At 48.8% G+C, this 553-nt stretch carries 1 tRNA gene and 2 rRNA genes; all 3 read left to right on the top strand.

From position 1 onward, the window contains the following. Positions 1–107: ribosomal RNA gene (locus tag P349_RS0124905) — 16S ribosomal RNA — on the top strand; the annotation flags it as partial. A gap of 85 nt (positions 108–192) precedes the next feature. After that, positions 193–268, top strand: a tRNA-Glu gene (locus P349_RS00025). Positions 269–451: 183 nt separating this feature from the next. Continuing rightward, positions 452–553: ribosomal RNA gene (locus P349_RS0124900) — 23S ribosomal RNA — on the top strand; the annotation flags it as partial.

The raw sequence follows: 553 nt of genomic DNA, 5'->3' as shown, positions 1-553 counted from the left end.
TAGGTAGCTTAACCTTCGGGAGGGCGCTTACCACTTTGTGATTCATGACTGGGGTGAAGTCGTAACAAGGTAACCGTAGGGGAACCTGCGGTTGGATCACCTCCTTACCTTAAAGAACCTGCCTTTGTAGTGCTCACACAGATTGTCTGATGAAAAGTAAATAGCAAGGCGTCTTGCGATTGAGACTTCAGTGTCCCCTTCGTCTAGAGGCCCAGGACACCGCCCTTTCACGGCGGTAACAGGGGTTCGAATCCCCTAGGGGACGCCACTTGCTGGTTCGTGAGTGAAAGTCACCTGCCGTCATATCTCAAAACTCATCTTCGGGTGACGTTTGAGATATTTGCTCTTTAAAAATCTGGATCAAGCTGAAAATTGAAACGACACATCTTTAAGGTGTGTTCGAGTCTCTCAAATTTTCGCAATCATGAAGTGAAACATCTTCGGGTTGTGAGGTTAAGCGACTAAGCGTACACGGTGGATGCCCTGGCAGTCAGAGGCGATGAAGGACGTGCTAATCTGCGAAAAGCGCCGGCGAGGTGATATGAACCTTTGA

Origin of the sequence: Enterobacter sp. DC4 (genome assembly GCF_000568095.1) — a bacterium.
GTDB lineage: Bacteria > Pseudomonadota > Gammaproteobacteria > Enterobacterales > Enterobacteriaceae > Enterobacter > Enterobacter pseudoroggenkampii.
The sequence above is the reverse complement of the archived record's forward strand: the minus strand, read 5'-3'. Positions and strand labels throughout refer to the sequence as shown.